This is a genomic window from Kaistella treverensis, assembly GCF_900114045.1.
GTDB classification, from domain to species: Bacteria; Bacteroidota; Bacteroidia; order Flavobacteriales; family Weeksellaceae; genus Kaistella; species Kaistella treverensis.
Genome location: NZ_FORQ01000001.1, coordinates 256,917 through 283,337 on the forward strand (window position 1 = coordinate 256,917; position 26,421 = coordinate 283,337).

Consider the following 26,421-nt stretch of genomic DNA (forward strand, 5'->3'; position numbering starts at 1 on the left):
CTTAAGTTTAATTAAAAATTTAAATCTAACAATTACAAAAAATATCGCCTTAAAACGCGGTATTTTTTCATTTTGTCACTTTTGAGCGATTTGCGGGATCAGACTTTTTAGAGAATTTAGTATGATAAACTTAGAAATGTTATATTTCATCGGTCTTATCCGCCTGTTTTAAGCTTCTAACGTTCAAAAACATTATATTTGTCCACTTCTGTAAAAAATTTACTATAAAATGATTCTTATTGTTGATGACGCTCCTGAAAACATAATTTCGCTAAAGATCGTTCTTGAAAAAAACGGTTTTGAGGTGGATACCGCCTCCTCAGGTGACGAAGCGCTGAAAAAAATCCTCAAAAAATCCTACGTATTAATCATACTTGATGTACAGATGCCTGGAATGGATGGATTTGAAGTTGCAGAAGCGATATCCGGCTATAGCAAAGCCAAAGAAACCGCCATCATTTTTCTCTCCGCCGCCAGCGCCAATGTAAATTTGATTACAAGAGGTTATATTTCAGGTGGTTTGGATTATATCAGCAAGCCCGTGGATATGAATATTCTTTTGCTCAAGGTGAAAACATTTTACCGTATTTATGAGCAAAGCCGCGCGCTGAATGAAATGCAGAAAAAACTTCTGGAAGAAATAGAATTCCGAAAAGAAGCTGAACGTAAAAAAGACGAGTTCATCAGCATTGCCAGTCACGAACTGAAAACGCCCATGACAAGTATTAAAGGTTATATTCAGTTACTTGAAAGGAGCGTGGACAAAAACGACACCGCAACTGTGAAAACCCGGCTGCAAAAGGTACAGAACCAGGTTGAAAAGCTGAATTTGTTGGTAGCAGACCTGCTCGATATCTCCAAGATTGAAAGCGGCAAACTGAAATTCAATAAAAAATATTTCAATTTCAATGAAATTCTTGATCATATTATTGAAATCATGCAGCAGGCCAATCCCAATGTGAATTTCATTAGAAAAGGTGAAATCAATACCGAAATTTTTGGTGACGAAATGCGCGTGGAACAGGTCATAATTAATTTCATTACTAACGCGATTAAATATGCTCCCGACAGCAACGAAGTTCTCATCACTTCCGAACAGCGTGGCGACGAAATTTATTTTTCGGTTAGAGATTTTGGCATCGGAATAGCAAAAGATCATCAGCTTCGGATTTTCGATAAATTTTACCGGGTTGAGGAAACTTCAGAGCGTTTTCAGGGATTGGGAATCGGTCTCTATATTTGTCAGGAAATCATCGAAAGACATCAGGGCAGCATTGGCGTAAACAGCGAGCCAGGCGAAGGTTCCGAATTTTATTTTAACATCCCCTTACATCCCGAAAAGGATGCGTAATCATAATTAAAATGTATGAATTTTAAAAACAATCTTCTTTACGGACTTGGCATATCAATGCTGCTCTTGCTGGTAAGCTCCGCGGCATCATTTATCAGTATTAAAAACCTCATCGACAGTTCGAAAATGGTCCGCGAAAGCAACGATACAATAAAAAATATGGACAGGGTTTTTTCGCTCGTTAAAGATGCGGAGACCGGCCAGCGGGGGTATCTGCTTTCGGGCGACGAAGCATTCCTGACTCCTTATGATAACGCCAAAGCTAAAATTGCGCAGGCTATAACCGAACTCAACAGCGAAATTACGCCCTCTCCGGTACAGGCCCAAAATCTGGAACAGTTAAAAGTAAATATCGAAACCAGGATTATGATCCTGGATAAAAACTTAAACTATAAAAGGTTAAAAAATCAGGATGTGACGGCCGAACAGCTGCTGTCAGGTAAAAAATACATGGATGCAATTCGCGCTACGATTGATACAATGCAGACCGAGGAAGAAAGAATTCTGCAGGAACGTACCGATACCATGAACACCTTTGCTTCGTACACGCCGTTCCTGATTATTATTTCGGCACTGCTTGCCATAACGATAACCCTGGTATTCTTCCGAAAGGTCATGCTGGATTTCAATGAGAAAACCAAACTTGCCACCGAACTCGAAGAAAAAAATAAAGAAACCGTGAACCGCCTTATCGCCATTGAGAAAGTAACCGCACGGATTTCTGATGGTGATTACAATATTCTTTCTGATGACAACGCGCAGCAAAGCCTGGGGAATGTAGCCGAGCCACTGAACCGTATGGCTCAATCGCTTCAGACTTCATTCAACTCACTAGAGGAAAAAGAATGGCTGAGCACTTCGATTGCCCAACTGAATGACCGTATGATGGGCGAGAAAAATACCAACGTTCTGGCCGCAGATATTTTAGACCAAATCACCGTCAAGACCAACAGTCATGTGGCAGCGCTCTATGTGCAGCAGGAAGATAATCGGCTTCATCTGGAAGGCAGCTATGCCCTCGCTGGGAGCGACACCCAAAGAGTCCTGCAGATTGGTGAAGGTATTGTGGGGCAGGCGTTCCAGTCCAGACAGCAAATTGTTTTGGAACACATTCCCAATGATGAAACCACAATCAGTTTTGCTACCGGAAACACAAAACCACGCAATGTCGTGGCCGTCCCAATTACCAGATACAATATTCCTTTGGGCGTACTGGAACTTGCGAGTACGCATGAATATACACCGCTTCAACTCGAATTCCTTTCCTCGGTTGCGGGAAATATAGGTCTTGCCTTCCACAGCTCGCAGAGCCGAGTGAGACTTCAGGAACTTTTAGAGGAAACCCAGGCACAATCCGAGGAACTTCAGTCTCAGCATGCTGAACTGGAAAATATCAATACCGAACTTGAGGCTCAGTCTCAAAAGCTTTTAGCTTCCGAAGAGGAACTCCGCGTGCAGCAGGAAGAACTTCTGCAAAGCAACCAGGAATTAGAAGAACGCACGAGCCTTCTTGAAGAGAAAAATGCTCTTATTGAGGAAAGAAACATTGATATTCAGCAGAAATCGCGTGAGCTCGAGCAAAGCACCAAATACAAGTCGGAATTCCTTGCCAACATGTCTCATGAACTGCGCACTCCGCTGAACTCCATTTTACTGCTTTCGAAACTTATGTCTGAAAGCGACGATCTTGATGAGCAGTATGTTGAATATGCAGAAGTAATGCAGAGTTCCGGTCAGGGTTTACTGACGCTGATTGATGAAATTTTGGACCTTTCGAAAATTGAATCGGGTAAAATGACGCTCGAGTTCAATGATGTTCCTCTAAATGAAGTTACGGCCGATATGCGAATGCTTTTCAGCCCGCTTGCGAAAGATAAAAATCTGGAACTTAGGATTGAGACCGATCCCGAAGCAGTACAAATGCTGCGTACCGATAAACTTCGTCTGGAACAGATTCTTAAAAATCTGCTTTCAAACGCAATTAAATTCACTTCCGAAGGCAGCATTACGCTGAAAGTTTCACAAGACGAATCGAAAGAAAAAATCATCTTTAAAGTCATTGATACCGGAATTGGTATTGCTAAAGACAAGGTGCGGCTGGTATTTGAAGCCTTCCAGCAGGCAGACGGCTCAACCCAACGGAAATATGGAGGAACAGGGCTTGGACTTTCGATCAGCCGTGAACTTGCAAGACTGTTGGGTGGCCAAATTACTTTGCAAAGTACCGAAGGAAAGGGAAGCGAGTTCGCCCTCATTGTTCCTGTAGATTCGGAAAAAATTCAGGATGCCCAGGAGGAAGTTCAGCCGGAAGCGCCAGTTTATATTCCAGAAACCCAACCACAGCCTGAACGTTATATCTCTGACCGAATTCCTGAATCCATCGGTGACGACCGCGATAATATCCAGGCCGGCGACAAAGTGATATTGATTATTGAAGATGATACGGCCTTCGCCAAGATTCTCGTAGATTTTTCCCGCACGAAAAACTATAAAGTGCTTGTTGCCGTACGTGGCGATGAAGGGATTGAAATGGCACAGCATTTTAAACCGCTGGCAATTCTGCTCGATATTCAGCTGCCGGTGATGGACGGCTGGCAAGTGATGGAAGCTCTGAAATCCAACGCTGAAACCAAACCGATTCCGGTGCATATTATGTCTTCAATGAAGTTCAAACAGGAGAGTTTGCTGCGCGGCGCTGTTGATTTCATCAATAAACCATTTGCGCTGGAGCAAATGCAGGAAATCTTTAAAAAACTTGAAAATGTACTAACGAAAGGCCCAAAAAAAGTGCTGATTGTAGAGGAAAACGAGCAGCATGCAAAAGCACTGAGCTATTTCCTAAGTGCGAACAACATCAATACCGACATCGCCAATAATGTTTCAGACAGTATCGACGCGCTGCAAAAACGTGAGATCGACTGTGTGATTCTCGATATGGGAGTTCCCGACAGGACCGCCTATGAAACGTTGGAGACCATCAAACAGAACAAAGGTCTGGAGCAGCTTCCCATCATCGTATTCACCGGAAAAAACCTTTCTCAGGGAGAAGAAAACCGAATCAAGAAATATGCAGATTCTATTGTAGTGAAAACTGCGTACTCTTACCAGCGAATCCTGGATGAAGCCGGTTTGTTTCTGCACTTGGTAGAAGAAAAAACCAAAAAGAACAAGCAAATTAACGGAGGCTTCGAAAATTTGGGCGAACTTCGCAATATATTGAAGGACAAAACCGTACTCATTGCGGATGATGATGTGCGGAATATTTTTTCGCTCACCAAAGCCCTGGAACTTCACGGTATGAAAGTAATTCCTGCAATGGATGGAAAAGAAGCACTCAACACCCTGAAAAATGATCCTGCCATTGATGTGGTGTTGATGGACATGATGATGCCGGAAATGGATGGCTACGAAAGCATCCGCGAAATCCGTAGCATGACTCAATTTAAAAACCTGCCGGTGCTCGCCGTAACCTCAAAAGCCATGATGGGCGACCGTGAGAAATGCATAGCCGTAGGCGCGTCAGATTATATTTCGAAACCTGTGGACATCGACCAGCTGATCTCATTACTTAGAGTATGGCTGTACGATAAAATTTAAAAATTCATAATGATGAATACCGAAAAGGAAATCCTGATCATCGACGACGACAGCCGGAATATTTTCGCGCTCACGGCAGTACTGAAAGCTAAAAAATACCCATGTCTTTCCGCATCGAGTGCTGTGAAAGGCCTGAAACTGTTGGCAGAAAACAAAAATATCGGTGCAGTACTCATGGACATGATGATGCCGGAAATGGACGGCTATGAAGCCATAGGAAAAATAAAAAGTGACACCGCGCTGCAGCATATTCCGGTTATTGCCATTACCGCGCAGGCCATGACAGGGGATAGGGAAAAATGTCTTGAAGCAGGTGCAGACGGATATATCAGCAAACCGGTGAACGTGGATGAATTGCTTGTTTTACTTAATAAATTACTCGGTTAGTTTTGAAATCCTCTGAACATAACGACGAACTGATAGAAATTTTGCTTTCGGATGTGCTGGAAGTCTATGGCTACGATTTTACCGGCTATTCCCGCGCATCGCTGAAACGCAGGATACTGCGGCTTTATGAAATGGATAAATTCGTGAGTTTCGCCGAATACCGGTACAAAATTAGAAGCGAACCTGGTTATTTCAAACGTTTTCTTGAGGAAATCACGATCAATGTCACCGAAATGTTTCGCGATCCGGCATTCTATAAAACCTTAAGAGACGAAATCCTGCCACGACTCGGCACCTATCCGTTTATCCGCATATGGGTCGCTGGCTGCAGCACGGGTGAAGAAGCGTATTCCGTTGCTATTTTTTTAAAGGAACTTAATCTCCTGCAAAAATCCCTGATTTATGCAACAGACATCAACAGCGAAGTAGTGGCCAATGCAACACAGGCGATGATACCGCTCAACAAAATAAAATTGTATACCGAAAATTATATCGCCGCCGGCGGAAGCGAACATTTTATTGACTATTACACAGCCAATTACTCTTTGGGTAAACTGAAAGAAGAATTGAAATCGAAAATTATTTTTTCAACCCATAACCTCGTGACCGACAATTCCTTTAATGAATTCCAGCTCATCCTTTGCCGCAATGTGCTTATTTATTTCGACCGGCCGCTGCAGAACAAAGTTTTCGAACTCTTTAACAACAGTCTGGAAAAATTTGGTTACCTGGCTCTTGGAACTAAGGAAACACTTGATTTCTCCAGCGTGGCAAAGAACTTTGAACGGTTGAAAGGGGAAAAAATTTGGCGCAAAATCCATGAATGATGAAACACTGTAAAGCATTGCTTATTGGCGGATCGGCCGGCAGCCTGGAAGTATTGTTGAAATTAATCCCGGGACTTAAGCCTACATTGCCTTTTCCCATTATTCTGGTGCTCCACCGAAAATCCGGAAAAGACGACATTTTAACCAATCTGCTGGCCGCAAGAACCGAAATGATGGTAAAAGAAGTAGAAGAAAAAGAAGAAATGTTGCCTGCAATCCTTTATATTGCTCCACCCAATTACCATTTACTCATCGAAAACGATCACACTTTTTCGCTGGACGCCTCAGAGAAAGTCAATTTTTCCCGTCCGTCTATTGATGTAACATTTGAAAGTGCTGCCGAAGTTTTTGGTGAAAACCTTGCCTGTCTGCTGCTTTCGGGAGCCAACAGCGACGGAACCGCAGGGTTACAGGCGATTAAAAAATATGGGGGAACCGCCCTTGTTCAGAAGCCAGCTTCCGCGGTGGTAACTTATATGCCACAATCTGCGCTCGATCACGTAAATGTTGATGCAGTGCTGGACCCAACCGAAATGGCCGAGTATATAAATAAAATGGCGTAATGCCAAAATGATATGAAAAAGAAAGTGTTTATTTTTGATGATAATGTCGAAATTTTGGAACTTTGTACCGAAATTCTTCAGGACATAGGCTGCGAAGTAAGAACGTCGCCAACTACCAACAGCGTGGTGCAGCAGGTTACTGATTTCATGCCCGACCTGATTTTTATGGATAACTGGTTGCCTGATATCAGCGGAATTGAAGCGACTAAACTGATTAAAACAGATCCCAAACTGCAAAACATTCCGGTAATCTATTTTTCTGCAAACAGCAATATTAGCAAACTTGCAAGCGAGGCCGGGGCAGATGATTTCCTTGCAAAACCTTTTGATGTTTATCTTTTTGAAAAAACAGTAATCAAATACACCGAAGATATTTGAAAGTGCTATTGTATAGATCAAGTTTGATGTTTTCCGATTAAAAAAAAATCGTCTTTAAAAGCGATATTTTTTTATTTTGTTATCAGCGTAAAGCGCCAGGGCTTTAGGCGCCATTCTTCGCCGGCATAATCCACACCTACCCGCGGACCACTGATAATTTCGCCCTCCAACGCAGAATCTTCAAGCCATATCCTTTCGGATGTTTCCAAATCTTCTCCGTAGAAACTTTTGTCGAGCTCCAGAAGGTTTCCCAGCCGTCCCGGTCCGCTTACGGTCTCCAGTCCTCGGATAAGCACGGCTTCCGGCGTATGCGCTCTTCCGGTGACAATATTCAGCAGCCAGTATTTTCCGTAAATCAGATAAACATAAACGCGACCGCCGTCGCCGAACATCAGATCAGTCCGTGCCGTGCGGCCTTTGCTGGCGTGACTTGCTTCATCATCGGTTCCGAAATAGGCTTCTGTTTCCGTAATTTTACTGCGGATTTCCCGCCCATCCGGAAATCTACGAACCAGAGTTTTCCCCAAAAGTTTACGCGCAAGTTCCGGAGCATTTTTCTCCTGAAAATAAGATTTGCAAAGTCGTGCTGGCATTTTAAGAATTTTTACCGGCTGAAATTAAGATAAAAAAAAAGCTCCTGAAAGAAGCTTTTTTTATTTTTATCGTATGAGTTTAATGTTCATTGCCGACAGTCCTTTGGGCGATTTTTCAATCTCGAAAGACACTTTATTGCCTTTCTTAATCATTTCTTCGCAGTTATTGCTGTGAAAGAATATATTTTCCTTCGATTTATCTTCGGTGATGAAACCGTAACCCTTTTCGCTGAAAAAAGTAACGATACCTGATTTAATAGGATTTTCAGCTTCAATCGGCGCCGCGCCAAGCTGTATATTTCCTAAATCAAAATCTTCATCATTTCTTTTATCCGGAGGTGTGCTGGTGAACTGACCGTTGGCATCCACGTACATAATCATGTCGTCCAGGCTTTTCCCTTTGTCGTTGCTGTCCTTGCGCTCCTCACGGCGAGCAGCTTTTTCCTTTTGTTTCTGAAGTTTTTTCTTAAAGTTTTCTTTTTTGGAGAAAGAATCCGCCATATAATTTTTGTTGTTTTTAGATTAAGTGATAAGGTACAAAATTACTTAATACAAAACAATTAAACCGCTAAAATTTCAATTTTAACTAAAGAATATTTTACTGTCTTAAAAAAAATCCCGCACAAAACATCATTTTTTTTTATTTTAAATTCTTATTGTTCTAAAAAATTCCGCGCTAAAACCGCATTTTTTTCCATTTTAAACTACTAAACTTCTAAAAAATTTGCTACAACAAAGGCCAAAATTTTCGATTTAGCTTTTGATATTTAAAAAGTTTTTATTTCAAAATTTCTACCTTTACAATAGCACTTTCCATTTTACCATAAAAATTCCTGCCTTATGGATCAAAATTCTCCTGCTTCGAAAAACCTCAATTTCAAAAACAAAGTCTGGATCGCCGCCGGAATTCTTTTGCTTTTTGTGGTGGTCGCGTATCTTTTCAGCACGCTTTTAAATCTGCTTTTACTGGTGCTTGCCGGCGCTTTAATCAGTATTTATTTTCACGCCTTCGCAGGTTTAGTTACCGAAAAATTGAAAATCGGTTCACCTTACGCGCTTATCGTTTCAATTGTGCTGAATCTCATTATTATCGGCGCGTTTTTTTGGTTCGTCGGTGCACGCTTAAATTCTCAGATTGATGAACTTTCACAAAAACTGCCGCAAACGATCAACAATGCCAAAACCTGGCTTTCCGAAAGACCTTTGGGCGAAAAAATTCTTAATTATTCTACCAAGTCTCTGAATTCCGGCAAAGCAACTTCCGCTTTGAAATCCTTTTTCTCTTCAACTTTCGGAATTTTAAGTGATATTTATATCGTGCTTTTGCTTGCCATATTTTTCACCGCAGGTCCCAGTGTTTACCGTCGCGGCATCATTCACCTCGTACCGTCGAAAGGAAAAAAAACCGCCGAAAATCTTTATGACGAAATTCACCGCGTGCTGAAAAACTGGATTAAAGGTGAAATCTTCGGCTTTTTTTTCATCGCCGTTCTCTCCGGTTTGGGACTTTGGATTCTCGGCATGCCGCTGATTCTTACCTTAGCTTTAATCGCCGGTTTGCTCAATTTCATCCCGAATTTCGGGCCGCTCATTGCGCTGGTTCCAGCAGTTTTACTCGGTTTGATGCAAGGTCCAAACACTGCGCTGCTTGTACTCGGTCTGTACACTTTTATCCAAATTGTTCAAAGCACCGTCACGCAACCTTTAATTCAGAAAAAAATGGTGAGCGTGCCACCGGCTTTGCTCATATTCGGTCAGGTCGCGATGGGTTTGATCGCCGGATTTTGGGGCGTTTTGCTTGCCACGCCGGTTGTTGCCATCATTATGACACTCGTCAACAAATTATACGTGGAAAAACAGGAAGATGAAAACGAAAAAAATGCCGCTTAAACGGCAAATTTTTTTAAAATGGTAAATCGATATTTTCGGGAACAATGAAATCTTTGGTGTACGGATTTTCCAAAAAGCTCAGCGGCGGTTTCTGGAATTTTAAAATATCTTCACGCTGAATGCCGTACACCGACCAATAATTTGCCAGTAATTGCGCGAAAATATCTTCATCCCAAAATCCGAAAACCGGACGGTTCGCGTTAGCTTCAATTGGAAGTGCTTCAATCGTAGTACCGTTTTCCGTTTGCTGAATGTCATATTCCGCTTTATACTGCAAAATATAATCGGAGTAGTGGAAGCGCGCGAAAAGTTCCTCAAATTGAACCGGATGCAACGCGTGGCCCGCCATTTTTTCCAGAATATCCTGCTGTTTTTCGCCAATCACGCCGTTGTCCTGCAGGCAAGCGATAAATCCAAAGCCGTTGACGCCAAACTGGAACAATAAATTAATGGTATCGTCGCGGTAACTGATGATGTCCGCGGAATATTTCAGCGGAAAAACCGCAATCGTCCAGGGTTTTTTGCCCACGAAAGTTATAGGTTCGACGATGGACTGCATCATCAAATGGAAGTTCCCAAACCTTTCGCGCAGCGACGCGGAAAGGTCAAAATTTTCGCCTTTTTTCAGCAATCGGTTGGTTTCGTAGCGCATTTCATAGTATAGCATTCCGTACACCATGCGTCCTGCCCAAAAAAAAATCAGCTGCTCGTCCAGCGCCGCCATTCCTTCATATCCCAGTTTGTAAGCTGCTTGTATTTTTTCTTCAAGCTCTCCGAAAGCTTTTTTCACGCGCGTTGAACACGGCAGCTGCAAATCTTTGTACTGATACGATTTCGATTTGTCCATCATTTCAATCCGGTCACTGGCAAAATCAAAATGATTCAGCAGCCACTCCGGATAAACCGACATTTTTTCGGTCGTCAAATCGCCTGTAAGAAAACAGAACTGGTCATCGAAAATCATTTCCAGAAACGGATTGAAAAGTGCTTCACGCATGGATAAAAAATTTTGACAAATATAACCATTAAAGCGCGGTTTTTTGCCGAAACAGCACGGTGAAGTCAATGAGAAATGTTAGGTTTTGAGAAAAGCAGCTTTAGAGATTTTCGAAAATCTGCCCTTAAAGCAGCTAAAAAATTTGAATTAAATCCGGTAACTTTAAGCTTTAAAACACAAAAAATGGAAAATCATTTAAACCGTTTCGTGGAGGCGCAGAAAAATTCATTTGAAGATGCTTTGCAGGAGCTAAAAAATGGCAAAAAAACCACGCACTGGATGTGGTATATTTTTCCACAGATTAAAGGTTTGGGGAAATCTGCCATCGCGCGCGAATTTGAAATTCAGGATTTAGCGGAAGCTGAAGAATATTTGGAACATGATGTTTTAGGCAAAAGACTGTTACGGTTAACAAAAATTTTGGTTGATGATGTGCACGGAAAATCGGCGGAGCAGATTTTTGGCTATCCGGATTTTCTGAAATTTAAATCATGTCTCACCTTGTTTAATTTCATGGTCGAAGAAAATCCAAAAAAGTTTTCCGAGGGAAAATACCGCATTTTCAGCAAAGCGCTCGGGAAATATTACGATGGTAAAAAAGACGAAAATACACTGAATATTTTGGCTTAACGCTTTCGGAAAAAACTGAAAAATTTGCCCTTTTTAACGGCTATTTTTTCTGAAGTTCTAAACGCGTAAAACACCGCGAAAGCCGCGAGAAGCGTAATAAGATTCTGCGCCGTTGTGGTAAATAAAAACCGTGTCGTACCGGAAATCACCAAAAATGGCGCCGCCTAACTTTCGGATATTCTCCGGCGTTTTCAACCAGCTGGAAGTTTTGGTGTCGAACTTTCCGAGAGTTTGTAGAAAACGGTATTGTTCTTCGGTAAGGAGTTCAATGCCCATAAAATTTGCCGCTTCTTCGGTATTATTTTTTGGTTTGTTTTCTTTGCGTTTTTCCAGCGCGGCTTTGTCGTAGCAAAAACTTCTTCTGCCTTTCGGACTTTCAGCAGCGCAGTCGTAAAAAAGAAATTCTCCAGTTTTTTCGTCGACACCCACGACATCCGGTTCGCCGCCGCTTTCTTCCATAAGCTGTAAAGAGTTAAGTTTTTCGGCGTTATTTTGTAGCTTTTTTTCGATTTCGTTCCAGCTTAAATTTTCGTGCCGCTGCATATTTTGGTCGAAACGTTCTTTTAAAATCTTTAGCAAAGCGTCATTAATCTCGCTATTTTTCATGGCAATGAATTGGAAGTTAAAGATAATATTTTTTGAAATTGAAGAAAATATGATCATAAAGCAGGTAATTTTTCAATTTAAATTTTCCGATATTTAATGAACGAAAAATCATTTAGCAGATTTTCTTATTTAATTTGTGTGTCAAAATACATTCTTAAAGAAGATAATTGATACCACAAACCGGCTTTTTTTAGCCACGCTTTTGAAATTCGAGCCCATAAATTTGCAAACCATAAAATACTCTGATGATGAGCAGTCCATTGAAAACACTTTTGGTTCCCACGGATTTTTCCGCGAAAGCAGAAAACGCTTTGCGTTTGGCGACGGAAATGGCAATGCGCCATGGTTCAAAAATAATTATTCTGCATGTCGTACACACTTATTATTTAATGGATCGCGGCGGAAAGCAGGTAATAGGTTCCGAAATTGTGCAGCAATCGCTTGACGTGGCGCAGCTTAAACTTAATGAGATCCGCGGAGCGCTTCAGCAGAATTTCAATATCGAAATCGAAATTAAGCTAAGCACGCAAGGCCTTACTGACAGCATTAATGAACTGATTCTGGAAGAAAATGTGGATTTGGTCGTTCTTGGAACTTCCGGTAAACAGGATGTGAAAAGCTTTATTTTAGGTTCCAATTCGTACAATATCCTGCAGTACGCGGCAACTTCGGTGCTTTTGGTTCCGGAGACTTTTAGAAAAACGCATTTCAAGAAAATCCTTTTGCCGGTTCGTGTAGAAAATGATTTGGATGAAAAAGCAAAAATTTCCCTTGTTTTGGCCGAAAAAAATGAAGGCGGAATTAACCTTTTGGGTGTTGCAGATGCGGAACGGCTTGCTATGATTAGAAAATCCTACGCTGAAATGCGGAAGGTGATGCAGATGAAAGGGGCTGATTATGTTTCGGAGTTTAAACTGTGCGCGGATAACGCCGACGAAATTGTAGAAACTGCACAGCGCGAAGAAAGCGATATTATCGTATTGGCGGATCAGGACGAAAATTCCTGGAAATCTTTTATGGCTGAAAATTTCTTTAAAAAAATGATTAACGGCACCGATGTCCCGCTTTTTATTGTGAAGACAAGAGGTGAACGAATTAGCGAAGAGCCGCTTACAGGTTTCGACGTGACTTTGCCGTTTCCCGGATAAAAATTAAAATAATGATTAAAATAAACATTTATACCCACGAAAATAAAGCAGATGAACACACGAAAGAAGATATTATCGATTTTCTGGTGGAAAGTCTGGAGCAATACGGCGACCCGAAAGCCGAAATAGAAAAAGCGATGAATTACGCTTTTGGAATTGATAATAAACCTGGCGGTGTGGTCCTGAGCGCTTTTAATACCGTGACACAGCGCATTGCAGGCGCCGTGGTGGTGAACAAAACAGGCATGGAAGGTTATATCCCGGAAAATATTCTGGTATATATCGCTACCGACAAATCAATGCGTGGTCAGGGGCTTGGCAAAAGACTGATGCAGACCGCAATAGAAGTTTCCGAAGGCGATATGGCGCTTCACTGCGAACCGGATAATCCCGCAAGATTCCTTTACCAAAACCTTGGTTTTACAAGCAAATATCTCGAAATGAGATTAAAAAAATAAGATGTCATACATTACTTTACATGCTACAAAATTGCGTCATAATTTCAAAGTTCTGGATCAACTTTTCCGCGAACATGAAATCGAGTGGGCGATTGTAGCAAAACTGCTGTGTGGCAACGAAAAATTCCTCGATGTTTTACTGAATATCAGCAATACCGAGATTTGCGATTCGCGACTGAGCAATCTGAAAACCATCAAAAAACTTTCGCCGGAAACGCAGACGATTTACATTAAACCGCCTGCAAAACGTTTGGCAAAAAGCATTGTGCAGTTTGCTGATGTAAGTTTCAATACCGAGCTTGCGACGCTGGAACTGCTTGCCGCGGAAGCCGTAAAACAGGAGAAAATCCACAAAGTGGTACTCATGGTGGAAATGGGCGAGCTGCGTGAGGGAATTATGGCGCGCAACCTGATGTCTTTCTACGACGACGTTCTGGCGCTGCCGAATATTGAAGTCGTTGGTCTGGGGACAAATCTGAATTGCCTGAACGGAATTTTGCCAGACGAGAAAAAATTGTCCAAGCTCAACCGTTTCAAAGAAATTGTGGAAGAACATTCCGGCGAGAAAATTCCTTACATTTCCGGTGGTTCTTCGGTGACGATTCCGCTTATTTTTACCAATGAAGTTCCGTTTGGAATCAACCATTTCCGGGTTGGTGAAACTTTGTTTTTTGGGACGAATGTCTATCAGGATTCCCTGCTCAGCGGAATGTACCACGATGTTTTCACGCTTACCGCTGAAATTATCGAAATGCAGCAAAAACCAACGATTCCGTCCGGAACCGCCGGGACAAATTTAACAGGTGAAACACCTGTTTTTTCCGAAAATGAAAAAGGAAAACTTTCGCTGCGCGCCATTGTTGATGTCGGTTTGCTGGATATTGATCATAAAGATATTCAGGCTTTAAATTCGGATATCGAAATTATTGGCGCGAGTTCGGATATGCTGATTTTAGATTTAGGTGAAAATTCTGAAAATCTGGAGGTTGGCGACACCATCGATTTCAGCATGAATTATATGGCGGTTTTGCGCGCCATGAATTCCGATTACGTAGACAAAAAGGTGAAAACTGAAGTTGTTCACCTTGGCGGTAGTTCACATCATTATTTATGTTTGAACTAAATCATAGAATTTAGGTGTTTTAAGGCCGAATTTTTTCATTAAAATGGTTTGTTTTACCTTTGTTTGGTTAGTAATATGTTCTACCAATGGCGAAAACAAAAATCAATTCTGTTACCATCAATTCATTAAAGAAAACAAGTTCGCTGGAAGGTGAATTCATATTTCTAAACGGAAAAGAACTGGCTGAAATATTTTCCCGCAGTGATGCCTTCAAGAGTAAATTTTACACATTGATGACGGTGGAAAGTGGAGCAGGACAGCTTCAGATTGATACTGAAATATTCGACCTCCAAAAAAACCGCGTTTTTTTCGTGAATTATAACCAGGTTTTCCGTTTTGCGGAAGCTGAAAATTTTGCCGGCGAAGCTGTGCTTTTTACGCGTAGTTTCTACAATTTGATTTACACCGGCAACCGCAAAATTAAAAATGACACCGCTTTTTCGGATTTACCGCCGATGCTGGATTTTTCTAAAACCGAATTCACCAATTTCCGAAACGGAATTGCAGATATTAAACGAGAATTTGAAACTCACGCGCTTTTAAACAAAGAAATCATTTGCCTGATGCTGAAAGTTTCGATGTTAAAATTCATCCGGAAAACCAATAATGCCGATTATATTAAATTTAAGACAAACCGGAAAAATTCGCATATAGAGCAGTTTAAAAATCTTATTGAACTTCATTTTAAAGATTTAAAAAGAACTTCGGATTACGCAAAATTTCTGGCGATTTCTGCAAATTATCTCAATGCTTTGGTGAAAGAAAAACTCGATGTTTCAGCGGAGAATTTAATCCAAAACCGCGTGATTCTAGAGGCGGAACGATTGTTGTTAAACACCGATCTTTCAGTAACTGAAATTTCTTTTGAGCTGGGCTTCTCGGACAAATCGCATTTCGGAAAATATTTCAAGAAAATTGCCGGTGAAAGCCCTAATATTTTCCGGAAAAAATTTCAGAACCAACATATAATTTCAGAAAGGTAGAAAGCTATTTTGACAAAATCAGCCCGAATAGCGGCAAATTTTTAAATTATAAAAGCGAAACACAAATATTGTATTTCGCTTTTAATTATTGAAAAGGTGGTAATTTATTTCTTCGGAATATTTGCTAAAATTTCCTGCAAAAAGCCCCAGAATTTCTGTAAGGACGGGATGTTCGCTTTTTCATCCGGCGAGTGTGCTCCGCGGATGGTTGGGCCGAAACTTACCATTTCCATTTCGGGATAATTGGCGCCGATAATGCCGCATTCCAAACCGGCGTGACAGGCGACGACAGCTGGTTTTGCACCGAAATCTTTTTCGTATATTTTTTCCATAATCTGCACGATTTCAGAACCCGGTTTTGGTTTCCAGCCTGGATAAGAGCCGCTGAATTCCACATCCATTCCCGCAAGTTCGTAAACAGATTTTAGCTGCTCTGCGACCGAATTTTTCGAAGATTCTACAGATGAGCGGGAAAGATTTAAAATTTTCAAAGCACCGTTCTGCAGTTCCACTCGCGCAATATTGTTTGAAGATTCCACCAAATCTTTCACATCCGGCGACATTCTGTAAACGCCGTTGTGTGCTGATTTTAAAGCTAGAATAATGTTTTTTGAATCTTTTTCGGAAATCCCTTTTTCCTCGCTGGTGAAATTTTCGATGTTAATTTGAAGATCTTTTTCGATTTCAGCAAATTCTTCAAGAATTTCCTGCTTTAAAACTTCTGCGTTTTCAATGAACTCAACAGAATTTCTCACCGACAAAACCGCGTTTCCTTCGCGGGGAATTGCATTGCGTAAACCGCCGCTATCAATGGAAATCAGTTGGATATTTTGGTTGTAAATTCCGGTGTATAAAAGTCGGCCCAAAATCACGTTGGAATTTCCAAAACCTTTGTGAATATCCATCCCGGAATGTCCGCCCTGCAAGCCGTGTACGCTGATTTTTACAATCTGGCCTTTCGCATCTTCGAGAGTGTAATTTTGTGAAGCTGTAACATCAATTCCGCCCGCGCAACCGATGTCGATTTCATCATCTTCTTCGGTATCCAAATTCAACAAAATTTCGCCGTTCAGCTGACCTGGTTTCAAACCTTTCGCGCCGGTCATTCCGGTTTCTTCATCGATGGTGAAAAGCGCTTCAAGCGCCGGATGCGGAACATCATTACTTTCCAGAATACTCATGATGGAAGCCACGCCCAAACCATTGTCAGCGCCTAAAGTAGTACCTTTTGCTTTTACCCAATCCCCCGCAACTTCCATTTGAATTCCTTCGGTTTCGAAATCGAAATTCACATCGTTGTTTTTCTGGCAAACCATATCGAGGTGCGATTGCAGCACAATTGGCTTACGGTCTTCCATACCTGCCGTCGCCGGTTTTTTAATGATTACATTTCCAACTTCATCAACAGTGGTTTCGAGGTTGAGTTTTTCGCCGAAGTTCTTTATAAATTCAATAACTTTTTCTTCTTTTTTCGAAGGACGCGGCACCGAATTTAAAGCTGCGAAATTTTTCCAGACAATCTGCGGTTCGAGTTGTGATAATTCCATTTTTAAAATTTATTTAGCTCAAAATTACGAATAAAAAAGCGCTTCCGGAATAGCTGAAAGCGCTTCAATGCAGATTTTGTGAGCAATTTAACAGCCGCATTCACCGTAAATTGGTGTCACGGTTTTTTCACCGTTTTTATTCTCAACCGTCATCGTGCCTTCGAACATCATGACTTCATAGAATTCCTTGATTTTTTTACCATTAATGGTAATCGTATATTCTTCGTTTTTAAGGGTTTTATTAAAATTTTCCGGATCGAAATCACCTTCTTTCATGGGAATTTTTATGGTTTTTCCATCGAGTTTTAAATAAGCATTATTACCGTAATCATCGATGTAGACAAATTTTTCATCCTGAAAATCTTCTTTATTGGTGCTGAAATAGCAGGAACAACCCGAAACTTCGGCCGGAAAACCGAAGGTTTCTACTTTAATTTGCGCGGGAATATCAGTTTGATTTGAATTTACAGAATCCTGGATTACAACCGTGGAATCTGAAATTTTACCGGTATTTTCGGCAATTTTTTCGTCTTTGGAACAGGAAAATAAAAATGCAAAAGCTGCGAGAAACAATAATTTTTTCATTAAATATATTTTTTATTAAAATTTATCCGCGGTCGCGTTCCAGCAAAACCATCATTAATAGTGATAAAACCACCAATGATTCTTCGGAATCCGCAATGTCATTCAAACGGTCGAGCTGAAATCGTCTGCCTACAAGCGACGGCATTTTTTTCAGCTTAAAAACATCATTATTTTCCACATCTTTCACGGTATAAGCCGGATTTAAAAAATAACCCGAAAACATTCCCACAATCGGAATTTCGCTTACCAGTCCGTCCAGGATTTTTACCCACGCATAGTCTTCACTGACGGTAAATCTCATATTGTCATTTTCATCTAGAATTTCATAATGCGATTTCCAGAGCGAGCGCATTCCTTTTCGTGCAAGCCGCCCGAAATATTGCTGTGACGCGGCATCTTTGATGGAATAGCTTGCGTTAAAATCCAGCCAGCGATCGGCTTTTATCCGGAAAAGTTCGCGCGTTTTTGTTTCATCATTAAAAACCAGCACATCTTCTTTTAATTTAAACATTTTCTGCCGCACGTATGCCACATAATTTCCGTTTTTGTCGGTGATGTTGAAGTCGCTGGAAAGCGTGGTAATTTTAAATTTAAAATCGAGTGGATAGTTCAGGTTATTAAGCGTCATCAGGAATTTTTTTTTAAAGATAATAAAATAGGAGGGACTTGGTAATTGCGGGATTTAATTTTATTTTTGTGCAATGGATTATCCGAGTAAAGTTTTAGCCAAAGCCGTAGAAGAAATTTCAGGTTTGCCGGGCATTGGTAAAAAATCTGCTTTGCGGTTGGCGCTTCATCTTTTAAAGCAGCCCGCGAGCCAAGCGGTAACTTTGGGTGATTCACTAAAAAAACTTGTTACCGAAATCCAGTATTGTAGCCAATGTCATAATTTTTCGGATTCTGAAGTTTGTGAAATCTGCGCCGATCCGAAACGTGCAGAAGAAGTAATCTGCGTAGTAGAAGACGTTCGCGACGTGATGGCTATTGAAAACACCGGGAAATTTCGCGGAAAATACCTCGTTTTAGGCGGTAAAATTTCACCCATGGAAGGCATTGGACCGGGCAAACTCAATATTTCTTCGATTGAAAAAAGACTTGAAGAAGGAATTGTTCAAGAACTTATTTTTGCGCTGAGCGCCACGATGGAAGGCGATACGACCGCGTATTTTATCTACAAAAAGTTTAAAAACAGCAACGTAAAATTTTCCACAATTGCGCGCGGAATTTCCGTTGGCGATGAACTGGAATACGCTGATGAAATTTCGCTGGGCCGTTCGATCCAAAACCGTTTGCCTTACAATGAGAAGGATTAACGGCGCGGATTTCAGATTTTTTACTATCTTCATTGCTGTTTAATTTTTTACCCTTGATTTCAGTCATCATTCCGCTTTACAATGCTGAAAAAAGTATTGAAAAAACTTTAGATTCCATCAGAAATCAAACATGGAAAGGTGAGTTTGAAATATTTGTGGTGAATGACGGTTCTACGGACGGAAGTGCCGCGGTGGTGGAAAGTTATATGAAGCAACGTCCGCTGAAAATCACTTTACTCAATCAGGAAAATTTGGGCGTTTCGGTAGCCAGAAATGCTGCGATGCGCTTAACGACAGCAGAATATATCGCGCTTTTAGATGCTGATGACGAATGGCTTCCGGACAAAACGGAGCGGCAGATGGACGTTTTCGAAGACAGAAATCTGGATGTGGACTTTCTGGGTTGTTTGAGAAAAAATCAAAAAATTTTATGGCCGTTTCGGGTGCAAAAAAATAATCTGGCAAAAGTTACTTTTAGAAAATTGTTGCTTCGCAATGAAGTTCAACCTTCGACAGTGATTTTTAAAACTGAAATCTTAAAAAAAACCAGCTTTTTTGGCGAAAATTTCCGGTTTGCTGAAGACCTGAATTTTTGGTTAAAAATTTCTGAGCATTGCAAAATGTATATTTTAAATGAAGAATTGATTTTGGCTGGCGCTGGAAAACGCAGTTTCGGTGTTTCCGGTTTATCGGCTAATTTGCTTGAAATGGAAAAAGGTTTTCAGAGAAATTTAAAGGAACTTTTGGCATTAAAAAAGATTGGTTTTGCAGAATATGGAGCTTATTTCGCTTTTTATAAAATGAAATTTTTAGTACGAATAGCCCGGAATTTTTATTTTAAAAAGCAAGGCCGATGAAATTATCAATACTAATTGTAAACTATAACGTAACCGATTTGCTGCGAAACTGCCTTCTTTCGCTGCAAAAGTATATTAAAGATGTTGATTATGAAGTAATTGTGATCGATAACTGTTCTATGGATTCGTCGTGGAAAAATTTAATTTATGAATTTCCCGATTTTCATTTTCTGACTTCCGACGAAAATTGCGGTTTTGCAAAAGCAAATAACCAAGTAGCAAAAATCGCGCGTGGAGAATATATTTTGCTTTTAAATCCGGACACGGAACTGGAGGATTTTTCGATGAAAAACTTGCTGGATTTCGCAGATTCAAAACAGAATTTTGGCTGTCTCGGCGTTCGTATGCATGATGCAGCCGGAAATTTTTTACCTGAAAGCAAACGTTCGGTTCCGGATTTGTTCAGCTCTTTTCGCAAGCTTTATCTGAATTTTAGAAACGAAAAAACCAAGTCATATTACCGGAATGATATCGGTGAATTTGAAATTGCGGAAGTAGAAGTACTTACCGGCGCTTTTTTACTTGCTGAACGGGCAGTTTTTTTGGAAATTGGGGGTCTGGATGAAAAATACTTCATGTACGGTGAAGACATCGATTTCTGTTTTACGCTGTTACGCGCAGGTTACAGCAATTGGTATTACGGAAAAACTTCCATTTTACATCACAAAGGTCAAAGCACTACCAAAGATTTAGAATATTTAAAACGCTTTTACGGTGCGATGCAGATTTTTATTGATAAATATTATAAAGACCACAAACCGCTACAGCACTGCATTCTTTCCGCCGGTTTGCAGGTTCGGCATTCCCTGGAAAAGCAGCGGATAAAATAAAAGAGATGCAAAATATTTGCATCTCTTTCGGTATTAAATAAATAATTTTTTCTAGTTGGATGGTGCCGGTGTAGTTGGCAACGTCGCTGGGTTGTTGGTGCCCGGTGCAGTTTGTGGTGCCGGAGTTTCAGTACGAGCCGGAGCAGTTTGTACAGTTGTTGGGTTTGCGGTAAGAATTACGCTTAACAGAATTAAAAATACAATACCGCCGCCTAACCACCATGTTGCTTTTTCCATGAAATCATTGGTGCGCTGAACGCCGAACTGCGCCGCAGACGTTCCGCCGAAGGTTCCGGAAAGGCCTCCACCTTTCGGGTTTTGTGCCATAACAATAATGATTAGTAAGATACTTAAAATCATGATCAGGATCATGAATAAGGTAAATATTGTGTTCATCTTTAATTCAAAGTTTTCGAAGGGCAAATATAATCATATTTTTTAATTATTTAATGAAAAGATTTGTGCTAAATCAGAAATATATCTAAGCAGTTGTTCAGCTTTAAATATTGAAAAAGTTCGGCTATAAAAACGGCAATTTTTTGCCGTTTTAAGGCGGAAAATTTTTTCTTTATAATGTAACAATAATTTTTTATGTTTGTATTAATGAAAAATTTCCTGAACAGTACGATCAGTCCAGAATCCATCATTTCTCTTTTCAGTCAGGCACCTGTAGGACTTGCCCTGTTAATGGGCAAAGACTTCGTAATAGAGAATGCCAACACTCAGATTTTGCAATTCTGGCAGAAAGATTCCACTGTGATCGGATTGCCGATTTTGGAAGCACTGCCGGAAATTACAAACCAGGAATTCCCGAAAATTCTTAAAAAAGTTTATAAAACGGGCGTTACTTATAATGGTTCCAAAACCAAAGCGTACCTGGAGCGGGACGGCATTTTGCAGCCATTTTATTTTGATTTCATCTACGCACCAATTTTTTCCGGTGATGAAATTTCGGGAATTTCCGTTGTCGCAATTGATGTGACGGATAAGGTTTTGAGCGAAAAGAAATTACAGGAAAATGAAATGCTTTTCAAAGAACTCATGGAAATTTCCGAATATTCCAACGCTTTATATAAAGGAGAAGATTTGGTAATTGAGTTCGCTAACGATCAGATGATTAAAACCTGGGGCAAAACAAGAGCTGTAATTGGTAAAAAATTAGAAGAAGCTGTGCCGGAACTGGAAGGGCAGCCTTTTATCGATATTCTGCGCAATATTTTCCGTACAGGTGAACCGTACATGGCGACAGAAGATGCTGTAGATTTGGAGGTTGATGGAAAGCTTCAGCGTTTTTACTATAGTTTTTCCTATCGGCCGCTTCGTGATTCCAGCGGAAAAATTTACGCCATCTGGAACAGTGCTATGGATGTTACAGAATTGGTGCAATCCCGCATTAAAGCTCAGAACACAGAACAGGAATACAGAGATTTGGCCGAAGCAATGCCACATGTCGTATGGACCACCGACCTGGAGAATAAACTGGTTTACTACAATAAAAATTTAATCAACTTTTTAAATTTAAAGGAAGACGAGATCGATTCGTTTGATTTTTCTGCGGTTATTCACCCCGAAGATTTAATTAAATTTAAAGATGTTTGGGAAAAATCCACCATGGAGCATAAATTCTTCGAAATGGAATTTCGCCTTTACAGCCCGGAAAAAAATGATTTTGTGTGGTTTTTAAACCGCGCTACGCCTGTATTGGATGAGAACGGAAATCTGCGACAGTGGATTGGCACAAGTACGAATATCGATGAGTTTAAAACGCTTTCAGCACAAAAAGATACATTTCTCGGGATTGCAAGCCACGAGCTGAAAACACCATTGACCTCGCTGAAATTATATGCGCAGGTTTTGGAAAGAATGTTGCGAAAAACCGGCGACGAAAAGAACGCGGAATTTGCAAAAAAAATGGACGTTCAGATCGTAAAATTAACTTCCCTGATCGGTGATTTATTAGACGTAACCAAAATAAATTCAGGAAAAATTTATTTGAATGAAGATGTTTTCGACTTTGAAAAGCTCGTCATAGAAGTGATTGAGGAGCAACAAATGTCCACAGCATATAAAATTGATCTGCATACCAAACCAGTAGGTATGGTTTTTGCAGACAGGGATCGAATAGGTCAGGTCATTTCCAATCTCATCTCCAATGCCATAAAATATTCGCCTAAAGCGGATACCATTATGGTCACTGTTACAGACACCGACAATTATGTGGAATTGTCTGTACAGGATTTCGGGATCGGGATGGCTGAAGATAAAAAAAACAGGGTTTTCGAACAGTATTATCGCGTAAGCGGCGACGAACAAAGTACATTTCCGGGTTTAGGTCTCGGTTTGTACATTTCTTCGCAGATTGTTGAAAGATCACACGGTAATATTTCTGTTAAAAGTGTTTTAAACCACGGATCAACTTTCTGTTTTTCTCTACCTAAAGTTAATAGTTAAGCGTAAAAAAAATGATTTCTAAAAAAATAGTAATTATCGACGATGATGTTGCCATTCTGGATTCTTTAGGAACAATGTTGGATTTTGAAGGTTTTGAAGTAAACACCTTCGAAAGAGGTTCCGAAATTTTCGGATTAGTAGAACAATCGTACGAACCAAATATCATTCTGTTAGATATGTGGCTTTCCGGCGAAGATGGCCGGGATATCTGTAAAAAATTAAAGGAAAACGAACGAACTAAAAATATTCCTGTGGTAATAATGTCCGCAAGCCGCGGTCTGGAACATACTGCTCTTGAATCTGGCGCCAACGCATTCATTGCGAAGCCATTCGAGATTGATGATATTATTAATGCGGTGCAGCAACTGGCATCATAAGACAAAAAAAGACAACCTGTAAAGATTGCCTTATTTTATGTTCTGTGCTAATTCTTAAATTCTCTGTAAATCGAAATTAAATCCACGCGAAAAATTCAGCTGAAAGTTAGAATCCAAACGGTATTTTAATTTATTAGAAATTTGTGCGATGTAACTCATATTATCGTAGGAATCAATAGATTTCGCCTGCGAGATTTGCTCCTGGTTGTTAATTTTAATTCCCGCTTCGTCACATTTTATAAATTCCAGACCGTATTTATGATACAGGACTTCCAGAAATTTAAGGTCTTCAAGAGATAATATATTTTCTGACATAGTGGTAAATTTTTGTGTTTTGTACTGACAATTACTCAAGAATTATGCCCTTTTATTCGATTGGCGAAAAATACCCGAATTTTAACTTTTGCACTACTGTTACAACTACAACTAATTTCTAAATAATCCCTAAATTTGAAGATTATAAAAAATGCAGATGGATTACCTAGAAGGACTGAATGAACCTCAATATGAAGCCGTGACCACGCTCGAAGGACCGCTGATGGTGCTTGCCGGCGCCGGGTCTGGTAAAACGCGCGTGCTCACCATGAGAATTGCGCACCTCATTACCAATCTGGTTGATCCTTTTAATATTCTTGCGCTTACTTTTACCAATAAAGCGGCGAAAGAAATGAAAGAACGTATCGCGAAAGTCGTGGGACAAAGCGAAGCAAAATCTTTGTGGATGGGAACTTTTCACTCTGTTTTTGCCAGAATTTTACGCTCCGAAGCGCATTATTTAGGTTTCCCTTCAAACTTTACCATTTACGATTCCCAGGACTCGCTGAATGTCATCAAAAAAGTTTTAAAGGAGCTGAATGTTGATTCCGATTTATATAAACCTAAAAAAGTTCAGGCGCGGATTTCGTCATACAAAAACAACCTGATTACGGTAAAGGCATATTACAATAATCCAGAGCTTATCGAAGCTGATGAACGCGCAAACATGAAATTAATCGGCGCGATTTACCAGAAATATGTGGAAGTCTGTTTCCGCAACGGCGCAATGGATTTCGATGATTTGCTATTACGAACCAATGAATTACTAACTCGCTTTCCCGAAGTGCTCGCGAAATATCAGGACAGGTTCCGTTATATTTTGGTGGACGAGTACCAAGATACCAACCATTCGCAGTATTTGATTATCAAAGCTTTGGCTTCAAAGTTTGAAAATATCTGCGTGGTAGGGGACGATGCACAATCCATTTATTCCTTCCGTGGCGCGAATATTTACAATATTTTAAATTTCAAAAAAGATTACCCGGACGCAATTACGGTTTCACTCGAACAGAATTACCGCTCCACGCAAAACATTGTGAATGCGTCAAATGTCGTCATTTCGAAAAACGTGCAGCAGTTTGCAAAAAACGTTTTCAGTGATAACGAAGAAGGCGATAAAATAAAAGTTTACCGCGCACTTTCCGATGCTGATGAAGCCAATTTTGTGGCCTCCAACATCTGGGAACAGCACAATTCTGCGCAGCGAAAATTCACCGATTTTTCAATACTTTACCGCACCAATTCGCAGACGCGCGCTTTCGAAGATGCATTGCGCCGTAAAAATATACCGTACCGCGTTTACGGCGGACTGTCTTTTTACCAAAGAAAAGAAGTTAAAGATTTAGTCGCGTATTTGCGGTTATTAATCAACGAAAACGATTCCGAAGCCTTAACACGAATTATCAATTATCCCGCACGTGGCATTGGCGAAACAACGCAAAATAAACTGATTGTCTTTGCCGACAGCAAGAATGTTTCGGTCTCGCAGGTTTTGGATAACCTCGGATTTTATGCGCCAAACATCGGTTTAAACAACGGAATTCTGACCAAACTATCAGATTTCTGGTCGATGATCAAAGCTTTTCAGGTCATGTTGAAAACCGAAAACGCCTACAACGTCGCAATGGAAGTCGCGAAAAGAACGGGAATGATTAAGTTTTTAAAAGACGATCAAACGCCCGAAGGTATTTCCCGCGTAGAAAACGTCCAGGAATTGATGAACTCCATGCAGGGTTTTATCGAAGAACAGCAGCAGTTGGATGATGGAGATCCGTCGTTGTCCAATTTCCTTGAAAATATCGCGCTTTCCGCGGACACGCAAACCGACAAAAATGATGATGGCGACAAAGTTTCATTGATGACCATTCACCTTTCAAAAGGTTTGGAATTTCCCGTGGTACACTTGGTTGGTTTGGAAGAAAATTTATTCCCGAGCTTTATGAGTTCGTCCACGCGCGAGGAAATCGAAGAAGAGCGCCGTTTGTTCTATGTTGCACTTACGCGCGCAGAAAAGCAGGCGTTTTTCACGTATGCAATTTCGCGTTTTCAGTGGGGAAAAATTACCGACGCAGAACCGTCCAGATTTTTAAGTGAAGTTGATGAAAAATATCTGGAATATATAAATCCGGCGGTGGAAAGCCGATTTGTAAATCATTCCGGTTTGAAATCCAATATTTTTGATGATGATTTATCAGAACCGCGTTTTTTCAAAAAGAAAGAACCGAAAAAATCCATCGAAAGAAACGAACCGTTGTCCGTGCCGCAGAATTTAAAACCTGTCGCAACAGCGCGAATTATCAATCCCAGTGGCGCGTCGTCTCAGGATATTGAAGTGGGCGATCAGGTAAGACACGATCGTTTCGGTGTGGGCGAAGTTATTTTCCTTGATGGAACCGATCCGCAGAATATTAAAGCAAAAGTGAAATTTCAGCACGAAGGCGAAAAGAATTTAATTTTAAAATTCGCGAAGCTGACAAAAATTTAGTGCTTTAAGGGCAAATTTTTTCGTTTTTAAATTTTTAAAAAATTCCGCTTTAGTTGGCAGTTTTTTTCTGAAATAGTTTTGGATTAAGTTTTAGCAAGAGCAAAATCAACAATAAAAAATTCCGTGCTAA

At 40.5% G+C, this 26,421-nt stretch carries 27 protein-coding genes; 18 read left to right on the forward strand and 9 right to left on the reverse strand.

The genetic code is table 11. From position 1 onward, the window contains the following. Positions 1–229: 229 nt before the first annotated feature. Genes BMZ55_RS01255 through BMZ55_RS01280 form a run of 6 tightly spaced genes read left to right on the forward strand, consistent with a single transcriptional unit; the run spans position 230 to position 7,103 of the window. Complete coding sequence (locus tag BMZ55_RS01255) at positions 230–1,351, forward strand: ATP-binding response regulator (RefSeq protein WP_089817948.1); 1,122 nt, start codon at positions 230–232, stop codon at positions 1,349–1,351. A 15-nt stretch (positions 1,352–1,366) separates the two neighbouring features. Next, positions 1,367–4,948, forward strand: a complete 3,582-nt coding sequence (locus BMZ55_RS01260; RefSeq protein WP_089817950.1) for a response regulator — start codon at positions 1,367–1,369, stop codon at positions 4,946–4,948. 9 nt (positions 4,949–4,957) lie between these two features. Further along, positions 4,958–5,335 (forward strand): response regulator, encoded by a 378-nt coding sequence (locus tag BMZ55_RS01265; RefSeq protein WP_317041312.1) that lies wholly within the window; start codon positions 4,958–4,960, stop codon positions 5,333–5,335. Between the two features lie 2 nt (positions 5,336–5,337). Then, positions 5,338–6,162, forward strand: a complete 825-nt coding sequence (locus BMZ55_RS01270; RefSeq protein WP_089817954.1) for a CheR family methyltransferase — start codon at positions 5,338–5,340, stop codon at positions 6,160–6,162. After that, on the forward strand, positions 6,159–6,725 hold the full coding sequence (locus tag BMZ55_RS01275) for a chemotaxis protein CheB (protein ID WP_233701865.1): 567 nt from the start codon (positions 6,159–6,161) through the stop codon (positions 6,723–6,725). The genes BMZ55_RS01270 and BMZ55_RS01275 overlap by 4 nt, the downstream gene beginning before the upstream one ends. Before the next feature lie 12 nt (positions 6,726–6,737). Then, the gene (locus BMZ55_RS01280) at positions 6,738–7,103 is read left to right on the forward strand and encodes a response regulator (RefSeq protein ID WP_089817956.1); all 366 of its coding nucleotides are present in this window, start codon (positions 6,738–6,740) and stop codon (positions 7,101–7,103) included. 71 nt (positions 7,104–7,174) lie between these two features. Here BMZ55_RS01280 and BMZ55_RS01285 read toward each other — a convergent pair whose 3' ends face one another. Both BMZ55_RS01285 and BMZ55_RS01290 read right to left on the reverse strand, forming a co-directional pair. Continuing rightward, positions 7,175–7,696: a DNA-3-methyladenine glycosylase gene (locus tag BMZ55_RS01285; RefSeq protein ID WP_089817958.1), complete on the reverse strand. Its 522-nt coding sequence runs from the start codon at positions 7,694–7,696 to the stop codon at positions 7,175–7,177. 66 nt (positions 7,697–7,762) lie between these two features. Next, a complete protein-coding gene (locus BMZ55_RS01290; RefSeq protein WP_039345058.1) occupies positions 7,763–8,197 on the reverse strand; it encodes a cold-shock protein in 435 nt (144 codons plus the stop codon). 339 nt (positions 8,198–8,536) lie between these two features. Here BMZ55_RS01290 and BMZ55_RS01295 point away from each other — a divergent pair, with 339 nt between their 5' ends. Continuing rightward, complete coding sequence (locus BMZ55_RS01295) at positions 8,537–9,586, forward strand: AI-2E family transporter (protein ID WP_089817959.1); 1,050 nt, start codon at positions 8,537–8,539, stop codon at positions 9,584–9,586. Positions 9,587–9,599: 13 nt separating this feature from the next. Here the strand turns inward: BMZ55_RS01295 and BMZ55_RS01300 are convergent, their stop codons facing one another. Further along, entirely contained in the window at positions 9,600–10,583 is a 984-nt protein-coding gene (locus BMZ55_RS01300; RefSeq protein ID WP_089819348.1) for a hypothetical protein, read from the reverse strand. A 183-nt stretch (positions 10,584–10,766) separates the two neighbouring features. Here BMZ55_RS01300 and BMZ55_RS01305 point away from each other — a divergent pair, with 183 nt between their 5' ends. Continuing rightward, positions 10,767–11,213, forward strand: coding sequence for a DUF1810 domain-containing protein (locus BMZ55_RS01305; protein ID WP_089819350.1), 447 nt, complete (start codon positions 10,767–10,769; stop codon positions 11,211–11,213). Positions 11,214–11,270: 57 nt separating this feature from the next. Here the strand turns inward: BMZ55_RS01305 and BMZ55_RS01310 are convergent, their stop codons facing one another. After that, positions 11,271–11,819: a DUF4256 domain-containing protein gene (locus BMZ55_RS01310; RefSeq protein ID WP_089817960.1), complete on the reverse strand. Its 549-nt coding sequence runs from the start codon at positions 11,817–11,819 to the stop codon at positions 11,271–11,273. 245 nt (positions 11,820–12,064) lie between these two features. On the opposite strand from BMZ55_RS01310, the gene BMZ55_RS01315 reads away from it, so the two are divergent. The 4 genes from BMZ55_RS01315 to BMZ55_RS01330 all read left to right on the forward strand — a co-directional run bounded on the left by BMZ55_RS01315 (position 12,065) and on the right by BMZ55_RS01330 (position 15,531). Then, positions 12,065–12,967 (forward strand): universal stress protein, encoded by a 903-nt coding sequence (locus BMZ55_RS01315; RefSeq protein WP_089817962.1) that lies wholly within the window; start codon positions 12,065–12,067, stop codon positions 12,965–12,967. Between the two features lie 11 nt (positions 12,968–12,978). Next, positions 12,979–13,425: a GNAT family N-acetyltransferase gene (locus tag BMZ55_RS01320; RefSeq protein WP_089817964.1), complete on the forward strand. Its 447-nt coding sequence runs from the start codon at positions 12,979–12,981 to the stop codon at positions 13,423–13,425. A gap of 1 nt (position 13,426) precedes the next feature. Then, entirely contained in the window at positions 13,427–14,548 is a 1,122-nt protein-coding gene (locus BMZ55_RS01325; RefSeq protein WP_089817966.1) for an alanine racemase, read from the forward strand. Between the two features lie 86 nt (positions 14,549–14,634). After that, on the forward strand, positions 14,635–15,531 hold the full coding sequence (locus BMZ55_RS01330; protein ID WP_089817968.1) for a helix-turn-helix domain-containing protein: 897 nt from the start codon (positions 14,635–14,637) through the stop codon (positions 15,529–15,531). A 104-nt stretch (positions 15,532–15,635) separates the two neighbouring features. On the opposite strand, the gene BMZ55_RS01335 is transcribed toward BMZ55_RS01330, so the two are convergent. The 3 genes from BMZ55_RS01335 to BMZ55_RS01345 form a co-directional block, all read right to left on the reverse strand. After that, entirely contained in the window at positions 15,636–17,078 is a 1,443-nt protein-coding gene (locus tag BMZ55_RS01335) for an aminoacyl-histidine dipeptidase (RefSeq protein ID WP_089817970.1), read from the reverse strand. Between the two features lie 87 nt (positions 17,079–17,165). Next, the gene (locus BMZ55_RS01340; RefSeq protein WP_089817972.1) at positions 17,166–17,663 is read right to left on the reverse strand and encodes a hypothetical protein; all 498 of its coding nucleotides are present in this window, start codon (positions 17,661–17,663) and stop codon (positions 17,166–17,168) included. A gap of 22 nt (positions 17,664–17,685) precedes the next feature. Next, the gene (locus tag BMZ55_RS01345; RefSeq protein WP_089817974.1) at positions 17,686–18,291 is read right to left on the reverse strand and encodes an LURP-one-related family protein; all 606 of its coding nucleotides are present in this window, start codon (positions 18,289–18,291) and stop codon (positions 17,686–17,688) included. A 73-nt stretch (positions 18,292–18,364) separates the two neighbouring features. Between BMZ55_RS01345 and recR the strand changes: the two genes are divergently transcribed. The 3 genes from recR to BMZ55_RS01360 are packed head-to-tail and all read left to right on the forward strand — an operon-like array spanning position 18,365 to position 20,663. Continuing rightward, on the forward strand, positions 18,365–18,976 hold the full coding sequence (gene recR / locus BMZ55_RS01350; protein ID WP_089817975.1) for a recombination mediator RecR: 612 nt from the start codon (positions 18,365–18,367) through the stop codon (positions 18,974–18,976). Positions 18,977–19,029: 53 nt separating this feature from the next. Further along, positions 19,030–19,833, forward strand: coding sequence for a glycosyltransferase family 2 protein (locus BMZ55_RS01355; protein WP_177179767.1), 804 nt, complete (start codon positions 19,030–19,032; stop codon positions 19,831–19,833). After that, positions 19,830–20,663, forward strand: coding sequence for a glycosyltransferase family 2 protein (locus BMZ55_RS01360; protein WP_089817979.1), 834 nt, complete (start codon positions 19,830–19,832; stop codon positions 20,661–20,663). Before BMZ55_RS01355 ends, BMZ55_RS01360 begins: the two co-directional genes overlap by 4 nt. Before the next feature lie 51 nt (positions 20,664–20,714). Here the strand turns inward: BMZ55_RS01360 and secG are convergent, their stop codons facing one another. Next, complete coding sequence (gene secG / locus BMZ55_RS01365) at positions 20,715–21,059, reverse strand: preprotein translocase subunit SecG (RefSeq protein WP_089817981.1); 345 nt, start codon at positions 21,057–21,059, stop codon at positions 20,715–20,717. Positions 21,060–21,254: 195 nt separating this feature from the next. Here secG and BMZ55_RS01370 point away from each other — a divergent pair, with 195 nt between their 5' ends. Both BMZ55_RS01370 and BMZ55_RS01375 read left to right on the forward strand, forming a co-directional pair. Continuing rightward, positions 21,255–23,114, forward strand: coding sequence for a PAS domain-containing sensor histidine kinase (locus BMZ55_RS01370; protein WP_089817983.1), 1,860 nt, complete (start codon positions 21,255–21,257; stop codon positions 23,112–23,114). Positions 23,115–23,125: 11 nt separating this feature from the next. Continuing rightward, the gene (locus BMZ55_RS01375) at positions 23,126–23,491 is read left to right on the forward strand and encodes a response regulator (RefSeq protein ID WP_089817985.1); all 366 of its coding nucleotides are present in this window, start codon (positions 23,126–23,128) and stop codon (positions 23,489–23,491) included. Between the two features lie 54 nt (positions 23,492–23,545). On the opposite strand, the gene BMZ55_RS01380 is transcribed toward BMZ55_RS01375, so the two are convergent. Then, complete coding sequence (locus BMZ55_RS01380; RefSeq protein ID WP_039345020.1) at positions 23,546–23,806, reverse strand: hypothetical protein; 261 nt, start codon at positions 23,804–23,806, stop codon at positions 23,546–23,548. 157 nt (positions 23,807–23,963) lie between these two features. Here BMZ55_RS01380 and BMZ55_RS01385 point away from each other — a divergent pair, with 157 nt between their 5' ends. After that, positions 23,964–26,291, forward strand: coding sequence for an ATP-dependent helicase (locus BMZ55_RS01385; RefSeq protein ID WP_089819352.1), 2,328 nt, complete (start codon positions 23,964–23,966; stop codon positions 26,289–26,291). The last annotated feature ends 130 nt before the right edge of the window (positions 26,292–26,421 follow it).